Consider the following 16,474-nt stretch of genomic DNA (forward strand, 5'->3'; position numbering starts at 1 on the left):
TTTTACGGAGAGATGAATAATTGTTCACTAGACGGTTGCTTGGGCTTGTGATTCTGGCTGGCTTATTGGCAGGCTGCGGCAATGGCGATTCCATGGAAAGCCTTGGTGGGGCGACCATGGGCAGCACGTATTCAATCAAGTATGTGCGCCGCGCCGGCTTGCCCGAACCGAAGCAAGTTCGCGGTGAAGTGGAGGGGATCCTCGGCGAAGTCGATCGGCAGCTATCCACCTATCGCAACGATTCGGACATCGAGCGCTTCAACGCTTTACCCGCCAATAGCTGTCAGAAAATGCCTGCAGCGGTACTCGAATTGGTCCGCACGGGCGAACAACTGTCAGCGCAAAGCGAAGGCTCCTACGACCTGACTGTCGAACCGCTGATGAATCTCTGGGGGTTCGGCCCGCAAGGGCGCGAAGAGAAAGTCCCTGGCGCCGCCGCACTCGCCGAGGTGATGTCGCGCGTCGGTTATCAGCACTTGCGCATCAAGGGCGAGCAGTTGTGCAAGGACGCCGCCGTCGAAGTCGATTTCAACAGCATCGCCGCCGGCTATGCCGTCGACACCATCGCGGCACGGCTCGATGCCATGGGCATCCACGATTACCTCGCTGAAGCCACGGGTGAGCTAAAGGCAAAGGGGCGAAAGCTTGACGGCTCATCGTGGCGCATCGCGCTGGAAGAACCTCGTGACGATCAACAGGTGGCCGAGCGCATCATTAATGTCGATGGCTACGGTGTGTCCACGTCCGGGGATTACCGTAACTATTTCCTGCAGGACGGTCGGCGTTATTCCCACACTCTCGATGCGCGCAGCGGGGCGCCGGTCCTACACGATCTGGCGTCAGTCACGGTGATTCATCCTTCAGCGTTGATGGCCGATGGACTGTCGACGCTGTTGCTGATTCTCGGGCCGGAAAGGGCGTGGGACTATGCCGAAAAACATGGGATTGCTGCATTCTTCGTGATTCGTGCCGATACAGGTTTCGTCATCCGCACCAGCCGGGTCTTCGAGCGGCTCAATGGCGCAAAAGTTGACTGAAAACAGTACGAAGGCTGGCGTTGTAGTGCAGGCAAAAGTAGCCTACGACGCGACCAAGGGTTAATGTGCGCGGCGTTGACGCTTCTATAGACTGTGTCCGGGTTCTTCATTGGCCCCCAATTGTTCCTTCGCGCCGCGATTCGGCGTGATTTAGCCGTCGGTGCTGCTGGCATCGCGGCCTGTTCTGAGGAGTACGCATGGCTGTCTACAACTACGACGTGGTGGTGTTGGGTTCCGGCCCGGCGGGAGAAGGCGCGGCAATGAACGCCGCCAAAGCAGGGCGCAAGGTCGCGATGGTCGACAGCCGTCGCCAGGTCGGCGGTAACTGCACCCACCTCGGTACCATCCCGTCCAAGGCCCTGCGTCACTCGGTGCGGCAGATCATGCAGTTCAACACTAACCCGATGTTCCGGGCGATCGGCGAGCCGCGCTGGTTCTCCTTCCCGGACGTGTTGAAAAGCGCCGAGAAAGTCATTTCCAAACAAGTCGCTTCGCGTACCGGCTACTACGCCCGTAACCGCGTCGACGTGTTCTTCGGCACCGGCAGCTTCGCCGACGAGCAAACCATCGAAGTGGTCTGCGCCAACGGCGTGGTCGAGAAACTGGTGGCCAAGCACATCATCATCGCCACCGGTTCGCGCCCGTATCGCCCGGCGGACATCGATTTCCACCACCCGCGCATCTACGATAGCGACACCATCCTCAGCCTCGGCCACACCCCGCGCAAACTGATCGTTTACGGCGCCGGCGTGATCGGTTGCGAATACGCCTCGATCTTCAGTGGCCTTGGGGTATTGGTTGAGCTGGTGGACAACCGCGGTCAGTTGCTGAGCTTCCTCGACTCGGAAATCTCCCAGGCGCTGAGCTACCACTTCAGCAACAACAACATCACCGTGCGCCACAACGAAGATTATGATCGCGTTGAAGGCGTCGATAACGGCGTGATCCTGCACCTCAAATCCGGCAAGAAGATCAAGGCCGACGCCTTGCTCTGGTGCAACGGCCGTACCGGTAACACCGACCAGCTCGGTCTGGAAAACATCGGCGTCAAGGTCAACAGCCGTGGCCAGATCGAAGTCGACGAGGCCTACCGCACCTGCGTGCCGAACATCTACGGTGCCGGCGATGTGATCGGCTGGCCGAGCCTGGCCAGTGCCGCCCACGACCAGGGTCGTTCGGCAGCCGGCAGCATTGTCGATAACGGCAGCTGGCGCTTTGTGAATGACGTGCCGACCGGTATCTACACCATTCCGGAGATCAGCTCGATCGGCAAGAACGAGCAGGAACTGACCCAGGCCAAGGTGCCGTACGAAGTCGGCAAGGCGTTCTTCAAGAGCATGGCGCGTGCACAGATCGCCGGCGAGCCGCAAGGCATGCTGAAGATCCTGTTCCACCGTGAAACCCTGGAAGTACTGGGCGTGCACTGCTTCGGTTATCAGGCGTCGGAGATCGTGCACATCGGTCAGGCAATCATGAGCCAGCCGGGTGAGTTGAATACGCTGAAGTACTTCGTCAACACCACGTTCAACTACCCGACCATGGCCGAAGCCTATCGGGTAGCGGCGTACGACGGCCTCAACCGGCTTTTTTGACGGGCTCCGGCCGGTGGCCTGAGCCGGCCGGGGAGACCGATTTCAGCAATTCTCGAGGGTGGCAGTGGCCAAACCGGGAAAGTCTGTAATCAGGCTGTCAACGCCGAAGTCGGCGAGTCTGCGCATCAGCGCAGGCTCGTTGACGGTCCACACCGACACATGCAGCCCCTGACGCTGCGCCTTCTGCAGGCGTTCCGGCGTACACAGCGTCCAGTTCAGCGCCAGAATCTCACAGCCATAGTTGGCCGCGACCTTCAACGGGTCGAGCCAGGCGTATTCGGCTACCAGTCCGCGTGACACGTCCGGCACCAGGTCCAGTGCCGCTTTCAGCACTTCCCGCGAACTCGAAGTAATGGTCACCTTGTCGAGCAAGCCATGGCGCTGGGCCATTTCGCGAATCGCCAGCACGGTGGTTGCAGCGCGGGTGCGCGACGCACTTTTGACTTCCAGTTGCCAGTGCTCGAAATCACACTGCTCAAACAATTCTTCCAGCGTTGGAATCGGGCACGGCTTGATCCAGCCCGGGCCGCCCTTGCGCGCGTCGTAGGTCACAAGTTCCGCGGCGCTGTGCTCGACGACCTTGCCACGGCGGTCGGTGGTGCGCTTGAGGGTCGGGTCGTGGATGACCATCAACTCGCCGTCCTTGGACAGGTGCAGGTCCAGTTCGCAACGGCGCACGCCGTGTTTGAGACATTCCTGAAAACTGGTCAGGGTATTTTCCGGTGCTTCGCCCTTGGCGCCGCGGTGGCCGTAGATGAGGGTCACGGTGCTTCCTTAAATTAAATGCCAGATTCGTTCTGTTCGCGGGCCAGGCGTCGTTCCTGGGCCTGCTTCTGCAAGATATAGCGCGCGAGCAACTGGCGCTGGGCGTCGGTCAAGTGTTCGAACTCGGTGCCGACGTCGTAGCCGTCGCCCTTGCGATCGCAATGGGTGACGCGGGCGCGCAGCAACAGGCCGAGCGCCTGCGGCATCAGCACCAGTTTCACCGACAGGTGCGCGCCAGTGGCAAGCGCGGTCGGGTGCTGAAAGTCGATCCCGCCTTCAGAGATGATCACCGGTTGCGGCTCGCCGATGTGGCCGAGCACGGTCAGGGCGACTACTTGGCTGAGCAGGTCGATGCGCTTGTTCTGGGATTTGAGGAACGCGGCGATGGCCCGGTCGCGCTCGCTGATCTGGCGCAACAGGTGTTGCGACTCGAATTCACTCAGGTGCAGTTCACTGAGCAGGTTGAAGAGCGGGGAAGCATCCTGCAACACTTCCTGGCCTGCGGCTTCGAGAGCGGACAGGGGCTGAATTTCCAGTGCGATCGTGTCCTCGATACGGTAGTATTCGCGGCGATCTTCTTCATCTAATGTCGACATGGCGAACCCATGGTAGCGGCGGTGGTCTGAGTGTAAAGCTGGTTATCGACCCCCGCCACAAGGACGTTCCTTTTCCCTCCGAACAAGCCCCGACATGTTCAGACCTCTCTTCGTATTTATCGGCACGCGTTATACCCGTGCAAAGCGTCGCAATCATTTTGTGTCATTCATTTCCCTGACTTCGATGATCGGGCTCGCCCTTGGCGTGGTCGTGATGATCGTGGTGCTATCGGTGATGAACGGCTTCGATCATGAGATGCGCACCCGTGTGCTGGGCATGGTGCCCCACGCGACCATCGAATCCACCGAGCCGATCAACGATTGGCAAGGCCTGGCCGCCAAGGTCAAGCAGAACCCGCAGGTGACGGCCGTTGCGCCATTCACCCAGATGCAGGGCCTGCTGACCAATAACGGTCAGGTGTCCAAGGTGTTGCTCAACGCCATCGACCCTGCGCTCGAGCGCAATGTGTCGATCATCGACAACTTCATGCAGCAGGGCAAACTCGACGATCTGACGCCGGGCAGCTTCGGCATTGTGATCGGTGACAAGGCCGCGACCAAGCTCGGGGTGGGCATCGGTGACAAGATCACCTTCGTCGCACCGGAGGTCAGTCTGACCCCGGCGGGGATGTTCCCGCGCATGAAGCGCTTCACCGTTGTGGGCATTTTCCATGTCGGCGCCGGTGAGCTCGACGGTTACCTCGGCGTGACCAACCTGCAGGATCTGGCGAAGATGCACCGCTGGAAACCTGATCAGGTGCAGGGCATCCGCCTGAAGTTCGACGACCTGTTCCAGGCGCCGCGTGTGGCGTGGAACATCGCCCAGCAACTCGGTGAAGACCATTATTACGCCCGCGACTGGACCCGTACCCACGGCAATCTGTATCAGGCCATCCGCATGGAAAAAGCCATGATCGGCCTGTTGTTGCTGCTGATCGTCGCCGTGGCTGCGTTCAACATCATTTCTACGCTGGTGATGGTGGTCAACGACAAGAAGGGCGACATCGCCATTCTGCGTACATTGGGCGCCACGCCGGGCACGATTATGCGCACGTTCATGGTGCAGGGCACGGTGATCGGCGTGGTCGGCACGGCGATCGGTGCCGTGGTGGGGATTTTCGCCGCGCTCAACGTCAGCGCGGCGATCTCGGCCCTCGAAGGGCTGATCGGCCATAAGTTCCTGAATGCCGACGTGTATTTCATTGATTACCTGCCGTCGCAGGTGCAGAGCCAGGACGTGGTCATGGTCTGTGCCGCTGCGTTGGTCCTGAGTTTCCTCGCCACCCTGTATCCCGCCTGGCGTGCCGCGCGCACCCAGCCGGCGGAGGCGTTACGTTATGAGTGAGTCGGGCATGAGTGAACAAGCAATCCTGAGCTGTCGCAACCTGGGCAAATCCTACGAGGAAGGCCCGGAATCGGTGGAAGTGCTGGCCGGTCTGCAACTGGAGTTGCACCCGGGCGAGCGTGTGGCGATCGTCGGCAAATCCGGTTCGGGCAAAAGTACCTTGCTCAACCTGCTCGGCGGCCTCGACACGCCAACCGAAGGCAGCGTCTGGCTCGACGGCGAAGAGCTGTCGGCCCTGAGCGAGAAGAAGCGTGGCCTGCTGCGTAACCGTGCCCTCGGGTTCGTGTACCAGTTCCACCACTTGCTGCCGGAATTCACGGCGCTGGAGAACGTCTGCATGCCGCTGCTGATCGGCAAGACCGCGATCCCAGAGGCGCGCCAGCGCGCCACGGCGTTGCTGGAGCGCGTTGGTCTGGGCCATCGTCTGGAGCACAAACCGGCGGAACTGTCCGGTGGCGAACGCCAACGTGTGGCGATCGCCCGGGCGCTGGTGAACAATCCAGGTCTGGTGATGCTCGACGAGCCCACCGGCAACCTCGACTCCCACACCGCCGAAGGCATTCAGGACCTGATGCTGGAGCTGAGCACGTCGATGCGCACGGCGTTCCTGGTGGTGACTCACGACATGAACCTGGCTCGTCAGATGGATCGCGTCCTGCAGTTGCAGGAAGGCTGCCTGACGCCTATCTGACCGGCTGAAACCCGGTGCCTGTAAAGGCACCGGGTCTTTTATTTTTATACGGTGCCCCAGCGAATGTTCAGACCGTTATCGATCTTTATCGGCACGCGCTATACCCGCGCCAAGCGCCGCAATCGCTTTGTTTCGTTCATTTCGATGACCTCGATGATCGGCCTCGCCCTCGGCGTGCTGGCGATGATCGTGGTGTTGTCGGTGATGAACGGCTTTCAGCGCGAAATGAGCTCGCGCATCCTCGGCATGGTGCCCCACGCGACCATCGTCGGCGTCAAGCCGATTGATGACTGGCAGCCGGTGGCCGCCGCCGCGATGAAAAATCCCGAAGTCACCGCCGCCGTACCGTTCACCGAGATGGAAGGCATGCTGTCCTACAAGGGCTTGATGCAGCCGATCCAGATCAGCGGCATCGACCCGGCCCAGGAAGGCAAGGTGTCGATTGTGGCGCAGCACATCGTGCAGGGGCGTCTCGATGCCCTGAAGCCGGGCGAGTTTGGCGTGGTGATCGGTGAAATCACCGCGCGGCGCTTTCGCCTCAACGTTGGCGACAAGCTGACCCTGATCGTGCCGGAAGTCAGCACCGCACCGGGCGGCATCACCCCGCGCATGCAACGGTTGAATGTGGTCGGTGTGTTCAAGGTCGGCGCTGAGCTGGATGGCTCCATGGGCCTGATCCACATGGCCGATGCGGCAACCATGCAGCACTGGGAACCGAATCAGGTGCAAAGCGTGCGGCTGGCGGTCAAAGACCTGTACGCCGCACCGAAAGTGTCTTCGGACATCGCCACAGGCCTTGGCGCCGAGTTCAAGGCTGACGACTGGACCCACACCCAGGGCAGCCTGTTCAGCGCCATGAAAATGGAAAAAACCATGATCGGCCTGCTGTTGCTGATGATCGTCGCCGTGGCGGCGTTCAACATCATCGCGACGTTGATCATGGTGGTGAACGACAAGGGCGCGGACATCGCGATCCTGCGCACCATTGGCGCCACGCCCCGGCAGATCATGGCGATCTTCATGGTGCAGGGCACGGTGATTGGCATCGTCGGCACCCTCATTGGCGGCGTACTGGGGGTGATCGCCGCGCTGAATGTCAGTGAGATGGTCGGCTGGGTCGAGCGGGTAACCGGGCAGCATATCTTCAGCTCCGACGTGTATTTCGTCAGCAATCTGCCGTCGGAATTGCAGGGTGGGGATGTGCTGTTGATCTGTTCGGCGGGCTTTATTCTGAGCTTCCTGGCGACGCTGTATCCGGCGTGGCGGGCGGCGAAGATCGAGCCGGCTCATGCCTTGAGATATTCCTGAGTTTCAAGTCCGTCTTCGCGAGCAAGCTCGCTCCCACAGGGTTTTGGGTCGTTCACAAATGGTGATTCAACTCAATACCTGTGGGAGCGGGCTTGCCCGCGATGGGGCCGGACCTGCCGGCCTCATTTCCCCTTGGGCAACTCGATCACAAACCGCGTCCATCCCGCTTCTGATTCGCAATGAATCTCCCCACCATGGGCCCGGACGATAGATTGCGTAATCGCCAGCCCCAACCCCGCATGCTCGCTGCTGCCTTCCTGCCGCGCCGGATCTGCGCGATAAAAGCGGTCGAACAACCGCGGCAACAGTTCGGCTGAAATCCCGTCACCACTGTTTTCGACCGACACCTGCACGGCGTGCGGCTGATCGACAATGGACAGGTTTACGCTGCCCGCCGCCGGGGTAAAGCGCAGCGCGTTATCCAGCAAATTCGACAAGGCCCGGCGCAGCATGCTGCGATCACCTTTTATCTGCGCGTTACCCTCGCGACTCAGCGTCACCCCGGCGTCCTCGGCCAGTGGCGCGAAAAACTCCAGCAACACGTCGCTCTCGTCCGCCAGTTCCAGCGCCTCACGCTTGGGCATCAACAAACCGTGATCCGCCTTGGCCAGGTACAACATGTCGTTGACCAGTTGTGCCATCCATTGCAGTTCTTCGAGGTTGCTGTGCAGAGCTTCGCGGTAATCCTCGATCGGCCGTGGGCGGGTGAGGGTGACCTGGGTGTGAGTCAGCAGGTTCGAGAGCGGCGTGCGCAGTTCATGGGCGATGTCGGCCGAGAATGCCGACAGCCGTTGAAACGAGTCGTCGAGGCGTCCGAGCATGGCGTTGAAGCTGTGGGCCATTTCCGCAAGCTCGGGCGGCATTTGCCCTTCCGGCAGGCGGGCATTCAGCGATTGGGCGGAAATCCCGCGGGCCACCGCGCTCATGCGCCGCAAAGGGCGCAAGCCGCTGCGTGCCGCCCAGGCGCCGAGCAGCGCGGTGGCCAGTGCCGAGAGGCCGACGGTCAGCCAGATCAGATGCTGCATGCGTTGCAGGAAGTGTTGGTGGTGGGTGATGTCCAGCAACAGTGTCAGTTGCGGCGAATCGCTTTTATCCGGGTAGAGCGGGGCGTTGAGCACGCGGTAATCGGTGCCATCCTGACGGAGGGTTGCCAGCCCGGGTTGTTGCGGCAACTCCTTGGGGATGTGCGTCGAGCTGTCGTACCAGCGTTGGCCGTCGCTGCCGGTGATGCGCAGAGCCAGATCGGCCTGCCGGCTCATTTCATCCGCCAGCCGCGCTTCGCCGGTGCCCGGTTGGACAGCCTGCAAGGCGCGGCGCAGGCCGATCAGTTTGCCGTCCAGTTGTTGCTGATCGAGCTCGATAAAGTGCGCCTCGCTGGCGCGGTTGAACAACACCCCGGCGAACAGCGAGACCACGGCGGTACACGCGGCAAACAACAGGGCCAGACGCGAACTCAAGGACAAGCGGCGCATCAGGCACCACGCTCTTCAAGCACGTAACCCATGCCGCGCACGGTGTGGATCAGTTTGTTCGGGAACTCATCGTCGATCTTCAGGCGCAACCGGCGGATCGCCACTTCGATGACATTGGTGTCGCTGTCGAAATTCATGTCCCAGACCTGCGAAGCGATCAGCGACTTCGGCAGCACTTCACCCTGGCGGCGCAAGAGCATTTCCAGCAGGGCGAATTCCTTGGCGGTCAGGTCGATGCGCTGGCCACTGCGCTCGACCCGGCGGCGGATCAGGTCCAGGCGCAGGTCGGCCAGTTGCAGGCTGGTTTCCTGTGGCGTGGCGCTGCCGCGGCGCAACAGGCTGCGTACCCGGGCCAGCAGTTCGGAGAAGGCGAAAGGCTTGACCAGATAATCGTCAGCGCCGAGTTCAAGGCCGTGCACCCGGTCTTCCACGGCGTCCCTGGCCGTCAGAAACAGGACCGGGGTATCCAGTCCGGCGCTGCGCACCGCTTGCAGAATCTGCCAGCCACTGCGACCGGGCAGCATCACGTCGAGGATCAACAGCGCATAATCACCACTCAACGCCAGATGCTGGCCGCTGTTGCCGTCGGCCACCAGTTCCGTGTTGAAACCGGCCTCGGTCAGGCCCTGGCACAGGTATTGGCCGGTTTTCGCTTGGTCTTCGACGATCAACAGTTTCATGGGCGGCTCGGGGTGATAGATACGAAGGCTTTATACCGTGCGCAACGGCAGCACGCGCCAACCTGACAAAGTTGTAATCTGCCTGTCAGGTAGATGCCAGCGCAGGCCGGCTAAAGTTTCCCACAGGCTGAACCTTATCTTGTTGGAGTACGACCATGTTTTTGCGCAAATCCCTGGCGCTGAGCGCCTGTTTGTTGGCGTTGAGCGCGCCGGTGTGGGCCGCGCCAGCGCACACCTATGACTTCGGTCAACCGGCACCTGCCGCCAAGGCCACCCGCAGCATCGAGGTGGTGATGGGCGATATGTCGTTCGATCCCAAGGCGATTCAGGTCAAGGCCGGTGAGACCGTTCGTTTTGTGCTAGTGAATAAAGGCCAGTTACTGCATGAATTCAACCTGGGTGACGCGGCGATGCACGCCAGGCACCAGCAGGAAATGCTGCAGATGCAGCAAAGCGGCATGCTTACGCCGACCGGCATGAAGCACATGTCCCACGATATGGCGGGCATGGATCACGCCGCGATGGGCCACGGCATGAAGCACGACGACCCGAACAGTGTGCTGGTCGAACCGGGTACAACCGCGGAACTGACCTGGACCTTCAGCAAGGCTACCAGCCTGGAATTTGCCTGCAATATTCCCGGTCATTACCAGGCCGGCATGGTCGGCAAACTGACGGTCAGTCAGTAAGCACTCAAAGGCGGGCGCAAAGGCTGGTAGAATCCGCTGATTCTTCAGTCAGGTTTCCGCCATGCATCCCGCAGCCGAACATTCGCCGCTGGGCAAATCCAGCGAATACATCGCCACGTACACGCCGTCCCTGTTGTTCCCGATCCCGCGCACCGCGAAGTGGGCCGAACTGGGCCTGACCGCCGATACCCTGCCGTATGAAGGTGTGGATTTCTGGAACTGCTTCGAACTGTCGTGGTTGCTGCCGTCGGGCAAACCGGTGGTGGCGATCGGTGAGTTCAGCATTCCGGCCGATTCGCCGAACATCATCGAGTCGAAGTCGTTCAAGCTGTATCTGAACTCGCTGAACCAGACGCCGTTCGCCGACATCGCCGCGCTCGAAGCAACACTGGTCAAGGACCTGTCGGCGGCTGCCGGCAAACCGGTAGGCGTGCGGGTGCGCAGTCTGAAGGAGGTCGAAGCGGAAGGTGTCGTGGCGTTGCCCGGCGTGTGCATCGACGACCTCGACATCAGCGTCAGCAACTACGAGCATCCGCGTCCGGAACTGCTGCGTTGCGATGATTCGCGGATTGTCGAAGAAAGCGTGCACAGCCATCTGCTCAAATCCAACTGCCCGGTCACCAGCCAGCCGGATTGGGGCAGCGTGGTGGTGCAATATCGCGGTGCGGCACTGGATCACGCCAGTCTGCTGGAGTACATCGTCAGCTTCCGCCAGCATTCGGACTTCCACGAACAGTGCGTGGAGCGGATTTTCCTCGACCTGCAGCGCCTGCTGAAGCCGGAGAAACTCACGGTATTTGCACGTTACGTGCGTCGCGGCGGTCTGGATATCAACCCGTATCGCAGTACTGAATCTGTACAACTGCCGAACCACCGTCTGGTCCGTCAATAAACAATCTCTGTAGGCTCACCCCTGCATGGGAAAACGTTTCAAATCACGAAAATGAAAAAGCCCTGCCGGTGATGGCAGGGCTTTTTGCATTGCAGTGGGAGGGTGATCAGATGCCCATGCTGCCCAGCGCATTGACGATATTGCGCAGGGTGCCGGCAATAGTCGGGTGTTCCACTTCAAAGCGTTCCACCGCCAGGTTCACGCCATCGGCGATGCTGGCGTCCTGCGTGGCGCTCTCCAGTTTGATTTCCGATTCGATCTGCGCCATCAGTGCATGCAGATCTTCACGCTCTGCTTCGGACAGCGGTGGATTCTGCTCCAGTTGCTCGCGCAGGGTATCGAGTTGTTTCTGCAGTTCTTGAGCGGGCATGACGTGGTTCCTTTTATCTAGAGGCACTGGCATTGACCGCAGCCGCGCGCCAAAGGTCTATGGCTGACCTTTAGATTAATCCACTCGCGTCGAACCTGCATGATCCCGATCAGGGCTTTTCACCTTTGAGGCGACGCAGGCGGATGTCTGCCAGGCAGGTGTCGAGCTCACCTAGATGATCAATCACCGAATGCACCCCGAGGCTGAACAGTTGCACGGTCGCTTTGCCGCGCCGTTGTTCGCGTTCTTTCTGCGTCAGCGCCTGCCATTCGCTCGGCGCCAGGCCGCACAGTGAGCCGCAGGAGGCCAGGCCAATCGTCCACAATCCGGCATTCAGGCCCGCTTGCAGCAGGCGCGGTTCGCCGCTGACCAGCACGCAGCCGTCCAGGCTGGCGACGTTCAGCTCCATCAGCGCTTGCCAGCAAGCGTTGGGCGACGGCCACGGATTGAGGGTTGCCGAGTGTTGTGCAGGTTTGATCCAGGCCGGCAGCGCAGCCGCCAGCGCTTGAGTGAGGGCAGGGGGCAGTTCATCGAGCCACGCACAGGGAATCTGTTGGCGCTGCAAACTGTGCAGGCTGTCGAGCGCACCGGGTGTGGCTTCGACGTGTTCGGGCAGGACGCCGCTGTGTTGTTGCGCGCGGGCACCGAAATCCACCAGGCAACCGCTGAGACCGAACAGGACGGCGGTCAGACCGGGCTCGGCGAAGGGCAAGGTTTCGGCATGTGACATGGCAACGTCCCTGAAATAGCGATAAGGCTAGAGACTGTAGGTGACAGTTGCGTGACGGGTGCGTGAAGGGCAGCGTGGGAATGTTCCTACAAGTTTGCACAATTGGCGGACTGCCCAAACAGCCTTTTACGCTTATACTAACGGCCTTAATGCCCGGGCTCCGACGCCCGCGACAGTACAAATCCAAGGAGTTTTCTATGCGCTGGAGCAATCCGCTCGCTCAGCTTTGTGTATATGCCGGCCTGTTGCTGGCTCCGTTCGCCACTCAGGCCGCAACGGAAGAAGACCCTTGGGAGAGCGTCAACCGTCCGATCTTCCAGTTCAACGACTTCGTCGACACCTATGCACTGAAGCCTTTGGCCCAAGGCTATGAGTTTGTCACGCCGCAGTTCCTTGAAGACGGCATCCACAACATGTTCCGCAACGTCGGTGACGTCACTAACCTGGCGAACAACATTCTGCAGGCCAAACCTGCCGCCGCCGGTGTCGACACCGCGCGGATCATTTTCAACACCACCTTCGGCCTGCTCGGTTTCTTCGACGTCGGCACCAAGATGGGTCTCAACCGCAGCGATGAAGACTTCGGCCAGACCCTCGGCTACTGGGGTGTCAGCAGTGGTCCGTACGTGATGCTGCCGTTGCTTGGCCCGAGCACACTGCGTGACGCACCTTCCAGGTACGTCGACAGCTACACCGGCCCGTACCGCTACATCAACGACGTGCCTGTGCGTAACTCGGTGTTCGGCCTGAACATCGTCGACACCCGCGCCAGCCTGTTGTCGAGCGAGAAGCTGATCAGCGGCGACAAGTACACCTTCATCCGCAACGCTTACTTGCAGAATCGCGAGTTCAAAGTGAAAGATGGCAAGGTCGTAGACGATTTTTAATTTCGACCGGTAAAACAGAAAGGCGACCTCAGGGTCGCCTTTTTTGTGTGTAGTTATTTCATCTTCAGGATGCTCAGCCCGAGCTTCTGGCTATCGCCGTCCTGAGCCTTGACCCAGACCACCTCAGTCTCGGCTTCCAGGCCGCTGAGTGCCGCATGGTCGGAATCTATGCGCACGCGCAAGCGGTCGCCGACTGCGAACTGCCGCGGCGCTTCAACCTGCATGCCGCTGCTGGAGAGGTCGATGCACACCGCGCTGATCTGATCACCTTCATGAATCAGCACGACATCGGCATCGACCCGCATGCGGATGAAATCGCGCTTTTCGCTGTAGTCCCGACTGGTTTGACTCATAGGTTCGTCCTTCCATTGGGTTACGGTTTGAGCTGTTCTTATAACTCTCGGTGATTTGACAAGTAAAGTCGTCAAGCGACCATCGGCGCATGCTTGAAACGCTCTGCGGATGGGAGTACCGTCTGCGCCTTAGAAGGGCACCTCTGGTGCAACCGTGTGCAGAGCCAATGCTCGAAAGCGGTGCAGCAGAGAGGCTAGAAAGCGAATCCAGTAGTCTGCGCAGGGCCCGATGCCTGCCCACTACGCCAACCTAATTCTGGCGCCGTTTGCCCACATGCCAAAAACCAGTGCCACGCTGCTGATAATCGATGATGACGAGGTAGTGCGCGCGAGTCTCGCGGCCTATTTGGAAGACAGTGGTTTCAGCGTCCTGCAGGCCAGCAATGGCCAACAGGGTCTTCAGGTATTCGAGCAAGAAAAGCCCGACTTGGTCATCTGCGATCTGCGCATGCCGCAGATGGGCGGTCTCGAACTTATCCGTCAGGTTACCGAGCGATCACCGCAGACGCCGGTGATCGTGGTTTCGGGCGCCGGCGTGATGAACGACGCGGTCGAGGCGCTGCGCCTGGGCGCGGCGGATTACCTGATCAAGCCTCTCGAAGATCTGGCCGTGCTCGAGCACTCCGTGCGCCGGGCCCTGGACCGTGCGCGTCTGCTGCTGGAAAACCAGCGCTATCGCGAGAAGCTGGAAAAGGCCAACCGCGAGCTCGAAGCCAGCCTGAACCTGCTCCAGGAAGACCAGAACGCCGGTCGCCAGGTGCAGATGAACATGCTGCCGGAAAGCCCGTGGAGCATCGACGAGTTCAACTTTGCGCACCAGATCATCCCGTCGCTGTACCTGTCGGGTGATTTTGTCGACTATTTCCGAGTTGACGAGCGCCGGGTGGCGTTTTACCTGGCGGACGTATCGGGTCACGGCGCTTCTTCAGCCTTCGTCACCGTGCTGCTGAAGTTCATGACCACGCGCTTGCTGTTCGAATCCAAGCGCAACGGCACCTTGCCGGAATTCAAGCCTTCGGAGGTCCTTGGTCATATCAACCGGGGGCTGATCAGTTGTAAGCTGGGCAAACACGTCACAATGGTCGGTGGAGTCATCGACGAGGAGACCGGTTTGTTGACCTATAGCATCGGCGGCCATCTGCCGTTGCCTGTGTTGTACACGCCTGACAGTGTTCGTTACCTGGAGGGGCGCGGTCTGCCGGTGGGGCTCTTCAATGAGGCCACCTACGAAGATCACGTGCTTGAGCTGCCGCCGACGTTCAGCCTGACGCTGATGTCTGATGGCATTCTGGATCTGTTGCCAGAACCAACGCTCAAGGAAAAAGAAGCTGCTTTGCCCCAGCGGGTGAAGTCGGCGGGCGGCAGCCTGGATGGTCTGCGGCAAGTATTTGGATTGGCCACGCTAGGGGAGATGCCGGATGATATCGCCCTGTTGGTGTTGAGCAGGAATCTTTAATGAGTACCGGTAGAATCCAGTTCGCCGAGCAGGACGGCACCTTCGTCCTGAAGTTCGTCGGTGAAGTTCGCCTGACCCTGTGTTCGGCGTTGGATGCGACTATTGAGAAAATCTTCACCGCGTTGAATTTCAACGCGATCGTGATCGATTTGACCGAAACCCGCAGCATCGACAGCACCACGCTGGGCCTGCTGGCCAAGCTGTCGATTCTGTCGCGGCAGAAGGTCGGCCTGTTGCCGACTGTCGTCACCACCCACGATGACATCACCCGTCTGTTGCAGTCGATGGGCTTCGAGCAGGTGTTCAACATCGTCAACCACCCGGTGCCTTGCCCGGAGTGCCTGGACGACCTGCCGGATCAGGATCAGTCGGAAGAAGTGGTGCGGATCAAGGTGCTGGAAGCGCACAAGATCCTCATGGGGCTGAACGACTCCAACCGGGAAGCGTTTCATGACCTGGTCAATGCCCTGGAAAGACACTGATCTGATGAAGTGATGTTGTCTGGGCCGGCCTCTTCGCGAGCAAGCTCGCTCCCACACTGGATCAGCGTCGATCACCAATCCCCTTGTGGGAGCTAGCTTGCTCGCGAAGGCGTTAGATCAGACGATACATTTTCCATGGCGGACTGAATAAAAAAGGGCGAACCCTCACAGGTTCGCCCTTTTTGCATTTCACCAGCTCAGATCACAGCTTGGCCTGCAACAGCGCCTCAAGCTTCTCCTGATCACGGGCAAACTGACGAATGCCCTCAGCCAGTTTCTCGGTCGCCATCGCATCTTCGTTCGACAACCAGCGGAACTGCGCTTCATTGAGGCTCAGGCGTGCTTCACCGGTGTGGCCCGGGGCGAGTTTGCGCTCCAGTTTGCCGTTGTCTGCCGCCAGCTTGTCGATCAGGTCCGGGCTGATGGTCAGGCGGTCGCAACCGGCCAGTTGCTCGATCTGGCTGAGGTTGCGGAAGCTCGCGCCCATGACCACGGTCTTGTAGTCATTGGCCTTGTAGTAGTTGTAGATGCGCGTCACCGACTGTACGCCCGGATCATCGGCGCCGGTGTAGTCGTTGCCGTTGGCCTTCTTGTACCAGTCGTAGATGCGGCCCACGAACGGCGAGATCAGGAACACCCCGGCGTCGGCGCACGCGGCGGCCTGGGCGAAGGAGAACAGCAGGGTCAGGTTGGTCTGGATGCCTTCCTTCTCGAGGATCTCCGCCGCGCGGATGCCTTCCCAGGTCGAGGCGATCTTGATCAGCACGCGGTCACGGCCGATACCGGCCTTGTCGTATAGCTCGATCAGGCGGTGTGCGCGTTTCAGAACGGCGTCCTGGTCGAACGACAGGCGCGCATCCACTTCAGTGGAAATACGCCCCGGAATCACTTTGAGGATTTCCTGGCCCACCGCGACGCCGAAACGGTCGCTAGCCAGGCCGACATCGCCCTTGCAGTCGCTGACGCAGGCGTTCAGCAGTTCGGCGTAAGCCGGAATGGCCGCGGCTTTGAGCAGCAGGGAAGGGTTGGTGGTGGCGTCGACCGGCTTGACCCGGGCAATCGCTTCGAAGTCGCCGGTGTCGGCAACCACGGTGGTCATCTGTTTGAGTTGTTCCAGCTTGGAAGTCAT

Annotated in this window: 18 protein-coding genes; 10 read left to right on the plus strand and 8 right to left on the minus strand. The window is 60.3% G+C overall.

What is annotated here, in order from left to right; translation table 11 throughout:
• Positions 1-20 precede the first annotated feature (20 nt).
• On the plus strand, positions 21-1,037 hold the full coding sequence (locus tag K5Y35_RS17010; protein WP_261991199.1) for an FAD:protein FMN transferase: 1,017 nt from the start codon (positions 21-23) through the stop codon (positions 1,035-1,037).
• 197 nt (positions 1,038-1,234) lie between these two features.
• Positions 1,235-2,629: a Si-specific NAD(P)(+) transhydrogenase gene (sthA, locus tag K5Y35_RS17015; RefSeq protein WP_064117858.1), complete on the plus strand. Its 1,395-nt coding sequence runs from the start codon at positions 1,235-1,237 to the stop codon at positions 2,627-2,629.
• 42 nt (positions 2,630-2,671) lie between these two features.
• On the opposite strand, the gene K5Y35_RS17020 is transcribed toward sthA, so the two are convergent.
• The gene (locus K5Y35_RS17020) at positions 2,672-3,394 is read right to left on the minus strand and encodes a glycerophosphodiester phosphodiesterase (protein WP_222832405.1); all 723 of its coding nucleotides are present in this window, start codon (positions 3,392-3,394) and stop codon (positions 2,672-2,674) included.
• Positions 3,395-3,408: 14 nt separating this feature from the next.
• On the minus strand, positions 3,409-3,990 hold the full coding sequence (locus tag K5Y35_RS17025) for a PilZ domain-containing protein (protein WP_123461952.1): 582 nt from the start codon (positions 3,988-3,990) through the stop codon (positions 3,409-3,411).
• Between the two features lie 94 nt (positions 3,991-4,084).
• On the opposite strand from K5Y35_RS17025, the gene K5Y35_RS17030 reads away from it, so the two are divergent.
• The 3 genes from K5Y35_RS17030 (at position 4,085) to K5Y35_RS17040 (ending at position 7,334) form a co-directional block, all read left to right on the plus strand.
• The gene (locus K5Y35_RS17030) at positions 4,085-5,335 is read left to right on the plus strand and encodes a lipoprotein-releasing ABC transporter permease subunit (RefSeq protein WP_123461954.1); all 1,251 of its coding nucleotides are present in this window, start codon (positions 4,085-4,087) and stop codon (positions 5,333-5,335) included.
• Positions 5,328-6,026, plus strand: coding sequence for a lipoprotein-releasing ABC transporter ATP-binding protein LolD (gene lolD, locus K5Y35_RS17035; protein WP_409201999.1), 699 nt, complete (start codon positions 5,328-5,330; stop codon positions 6,024-6,026). The genes K5Y35_RS17030 and lolD overlap by 8 nt, the downstream gene beginning before the upstream one ends.
• 63 nt (positions 6,027-6,089) lie before the next feature.
• A complete protein-coding gene (locus K5Y35_RS17040) occupies positions 6,090-7,334 on the plus strand; it encodes a lipoprotein-releasing ABC transporter permease subunit (protein WP_123461957.1) in 1,245 nt (414 codons plus the stop codon).
• Positions 7,335-7,456: 122 nt separating this feature from the next.
• Here the strand turns inward: K5Y35_RS17040 and K5Y35_RS17045 are convergent, their stop codons facing one another.
• Complete coding sequence (locus K5Y35_RS17045) at positions 7,457-8,806, minus strand: heavy metal sensor histidine kinase (RefSeq protein ID WP_222832407.1); 1,350 nt, start codon at positions 8,804-8,806, stop codon at positions 7,457-7,459.
• Positions 8,806-9,486, minus strand: a complete 681-nt coding sequence (locus tag K5Y35_RS17050; RefSeq protein ID WP_222832408.1) for a heavy metal response regulator transcription factor — start codon at positions 9,484-9,486, stop codon at positions 8,806-8,808. Before K5Y35_RS17050 ends, K5Y35_RS17045 begins: the two co-directional genes overlap by 1 nt.
• A gap of 155 nt (positions 9,487-9,641) precedes the next feature.
• Here K5Y35_RS17050 and K5Y35_RS17055 point away from each other — a divergent pair, with 155 nt between their 5' ends.
• The gene (locus K5Y35_RS17055) at positions 9,642-10,175 is read left to right on the plus strand and encodes a plastocyanin/azurin family copper-binding protein (RefSeq protein ID WP_123461963.1); all 534 of its coding nucleotides are present in this window, start codon (positions 9,642-9,644) and stop codon (positions 10,173-10,175) included.
• Between the two features lie 61 nt (positions 10,176-10,236).
• Entirely contained in the window at positions 10,237-11,067 is an 831-nt protein-coding gene (queF, locus tag K5Y35_RS17060; protein ID WP_222832409.1) for an NADPH-dependent 7-cyano-7-deazaguanine reductase QueF, read from the plus strand.
• 106 nt (positions 11,068-11,173) lie between these two features.
• Here queF and K5Y35_RS17065 read toward each other — a convergent pair whose 3' ends face one another.
• On the minus strand, positions 11,174-11,437 hold the full coding sequence (locus K5Y35_RS17065; RefSeq protein WP_222832410.1) for a DUF4404 family protein: 264 nt from the start codon (positions 11,435-11,437) through the stop codon (positions 11,174-11,176).
• A 109-nt stretch (positions 11,438-11,546) separates the two neighbouring features.
• Positions 11,547-12,167: an HAD family phosphatase gene (locus K5Y35_RS17070; protein WP_186748630.1), complete on the minus strand. Its 621-nt coding sequence runs from the start codon at positions 12,165-12,167 to the stop codon at positions 11,547-11,549.
• Between the two features lie 197 nt (positions 12,168-12,364).
• Here K5Y35_RS17070 and K5Y35_RS17075 point away from each other — a divergent pair, with 197 nt between their 5' ends.
• Complete coding sequence (locus K5Y35_RS17075; protein ID WP_222832411.1) at positions 12,365-13,054, plus strand: VacJ family lipoprotein; 690 nt, start codon at positions 12,365-12,367, stop codon at positions 13,052-13,054.
• A 53-nt stretch (positions 13,055-13,107) separates the two neighbouring features.
• Here K5Y35_RS17075 and K5Y35_RS17080 read toward each other — a convergent pair whose 3' ends face one another.
• Positions 13,108-13,407, minus strand: coding sequence for a PilZ domain-containing protein (locus K5Y35_RS17080; RefSeq protein ID WP_123461974.1), 300 nt, complete (start codon positions 13,405-13,407; stop codon positions 13,108-13,110).
• A gap of 274 nt (positions 13,408-13,681) precedes the next feature.
• Here K5Y35_RS17080 and rssB point away from each other — a divergent pair, with 274 nt between their 5' ends.
• Together rssB and rssC are read left to right on the plus strand one after the other, a co-directional pair.
• Positions 13,682-14,863, plus strand: coding sequence for a two-component system response regulator RssB (gene rssB, locus K5Y35_RS17085; protein ID WP_123462941.1), 1,182 nt, complete (start codon positions 13,682-13,684; stop codon positions 14,861-14,863).
• Positions 14,863-15,345 (plus strand): anti-sigma factor antagonist RssC, encoded by a 483-nt coding sequence (gene rssC / locus K5Y35_RS17090; RefSeq protein ID WP_042560140.1) that lies wholly within the window; start codon positions 14,863-14,865, stop codon positions 15,343-15,345. Before rssB ends, rssC begins: the two co-directional genes overlap by 1 nt.
• Before the next feature lie 202 nt (positions 15,346-15,547).
• Here rssC and tal read toward each other — a convergent pair whose 3' ends face one another.
• Entirely contained in the window at positions 15,548-16,474 is a 927-nt protein-coding gene (gene tal, locus K5Y35_RS17095; protein WP_222832412.1) for a transaldolase, read from the minus strand.

Source organism: Pseudomonas sp. SC3(2021), assembly GCF_019856535.1.
Lineage (GTDB): Bacteria > Pseudomonadota > Gammaproteobacteria > Pseudomonadales > Pseudomonadaceae > Aquipseudomonas > Aquipseudomonas monsensis.

Bases quoted from the DNA above. Each gene is read 5' to 3' on its own strand.
- K5Y35_RS17065 (WP_222832410.1), bottom strand. From the start codon at position 11,437: ATGCCCGCTCAAGAACTGCAGAAACAACTCGATACCCTGCGCGAGCAA.
- rssB (WP_123462941.1), top strand. From the start codon at position 13,682: ATGCCAAAAACCAGTGCCACGCTGCTGATAATCGATGATGACGAGGTA.
- K5Y35_RS17050 (WP_222832408.1), bottom strand. From the start codon at position 9,486: ATGAAACTGTTGATCGTCGAAGACCAAGCGAAAACCGGCCAATACCTG.
- queF (WP_222832409.1), top strand. From the start codon at position 10,237: ATGCATCCCGCAGCCGAACATTCGCCGCTGGGCAAATCCAGCGAATAC.
- K5Y35_RS17080 (WP_123461974.1), bottom strand. From the start codon at position 13,407: ATGAGTCAAACCAGTCGGGACTACAGCGAAAAGCGCGATTTCATCCGC.
- sthA (WP_064117858.1), top strand. From the start codon at position 1,235: ATGGCTGTCTACAACTACGACGTGGTGGTGTTGGGTTCCGGCCCGGCG.
- tal (WP_222832412.1), bottom strand. From the start codon at position 16,474: ATGACTTCCAAGCTGGAACAACTCAAACAGATGACCACCGTGGTTGCC.
- rssC (WP_042560140.1), top strand. From the start codon at position 14,863: ATGAGTACCGGTAGAATCCAGTTCGCCGAGCAGGACGGCACCTTCGTC.
- K5Y35_RS17030 (WP_123461954.1), top strand. From the start codon at position 4,085: ATGTTCAGACCTCTCTTCGTATTTATCGGCACGCGTTATACCCGTGCA.
- K5Y35_RS17045 (WP_222832407.1), bottom strand. From the start codon at position 8,806: ATGCGCCGCTTGTCCTTGAGTTCGCGTCTGGCCCTGTTGTTTGCCGCG.
- K5Y35_RS17025 (WP_123461952.1), bottom strand. From the start codon at position 3,990: ATGTCGACATTAGATGAAGAAGATCGCCGCGAATACTACCGTATCGAG.
- K5Y35_RS17070 (WP_186748630.1), bottom strand. From the start codon at position 12,167: ATGTCACATGCCGAAACCTTGCCCTTCGCCGAGCCCGGTCTGACCGCC.
- K5Y35_RS17055 (WP_123461963.1), top strand. From the start codon at position 9,642: ATGTTTTTGCGCAAATCCCTGGCGCTGAGCGCCTGTTTGTTGGCGTTG.
- K5Y35_RS17075 (WP_222832411.1), top strand. From the start codon at position 12,365: ATGCGCTGGAGCAATCCGCTCGCTCAGCTTTGTGTATATGCCGGCCTG.
- lolD (WP_409201999.1), top strand. From the start codon at position 5,328: ATGAGTGAGTCGGGCATGAGTGAACAAGCAATCCTGAGCTGTCGCAAC.
- K5Y35_RS17040 (WP_123461957.1), top strand. From the start codon at position 6,090: ATGTTCAGACCGTTATCGATCTTTATCGGCACGCGCTATACCCGCGCC.